Origin of the sequence: Muricauda brasiliensis (assembly GCF_003057865.1) — a bacterium.
In the GTDB taxonomy this organism is placed as follows: Bacteria; Bacteroidota; Bacteroidia; order Flavobacteriales; family Flavobacteriaceae; genus Flagellimonas; species Flagellimonas chongwuensis.
Map to the genome: position 1 here is coordinate 1 of NZ_QBTW01000033.1, position 701 is coordinate 701.

The following is a 701-nucleotide window of genomic DNA, read 5'->3' on the forward strand; positions in this document are numbered from 1 at the left end:
ATCCACACCTTCGGTAGTAGTAGCTTTACCGGCAATTACCAAACCACCCCAGTCACCAGGAGTTGTGTTGGATGAGGTCATAACAACAGGATTAGCAGCAGTACCCTGTACATTGATTGTACCTCCTTTTTGAACCACAATGTATGTTTTGGTTTCGTCACCATTTTCAACATCGGCAATGATGGTTGTTCCAGCAGGGATGTTCAAAGTAGCTCCATCTTCAACACTGAAAGATTGGTTCAAGTAGTAAGTTACATCAGCATCCAATGTAAGTGTAGAGTTAAGGGAACCTGTCAACGTAGCAGATTGTGCTTCAGCATTTCCTGTAGCCCAAGTAAATGTATTGATGTCAACAGAGGCAACAGCAGCATAAGTTTCTGCTGGGTTGGCATCGGCGCCTTCAATTTGAACATTGGCCAATGGACCAGCGTCGCTCATCAATACTGATGTATCATATCCGTCTAGAGAAAGTCCTGTAATGGTTGCTCCGGATTCTTTTTTGAACTGAAGAGCTGTACCACCAACTGTGGAAACAGCGGTCAAGTTAACCAAGCTTGGGTTTCCATTGGCACCATCGGCTTCAACAACAGTGGAGAAACCAGCTGTGTGCAATACGTAAGCATTGGTCAATGTACCGTTCCATCCTTCTGTCCAGTCAATAGCGTCATCTTCGTTGTTTTCCAAATAGAAGTTGGAAGCGG

Annotated in this window: 1 pseudogene; it reads right to left on the reverse strand. The window is 44.7% G+C overall.

What is annotated here, in order from left to right:
* Positions 1-701: pseudogene (locus DCK90_RS16805) on the reverse strand (hypothetical protein); the annotation flags it as partial.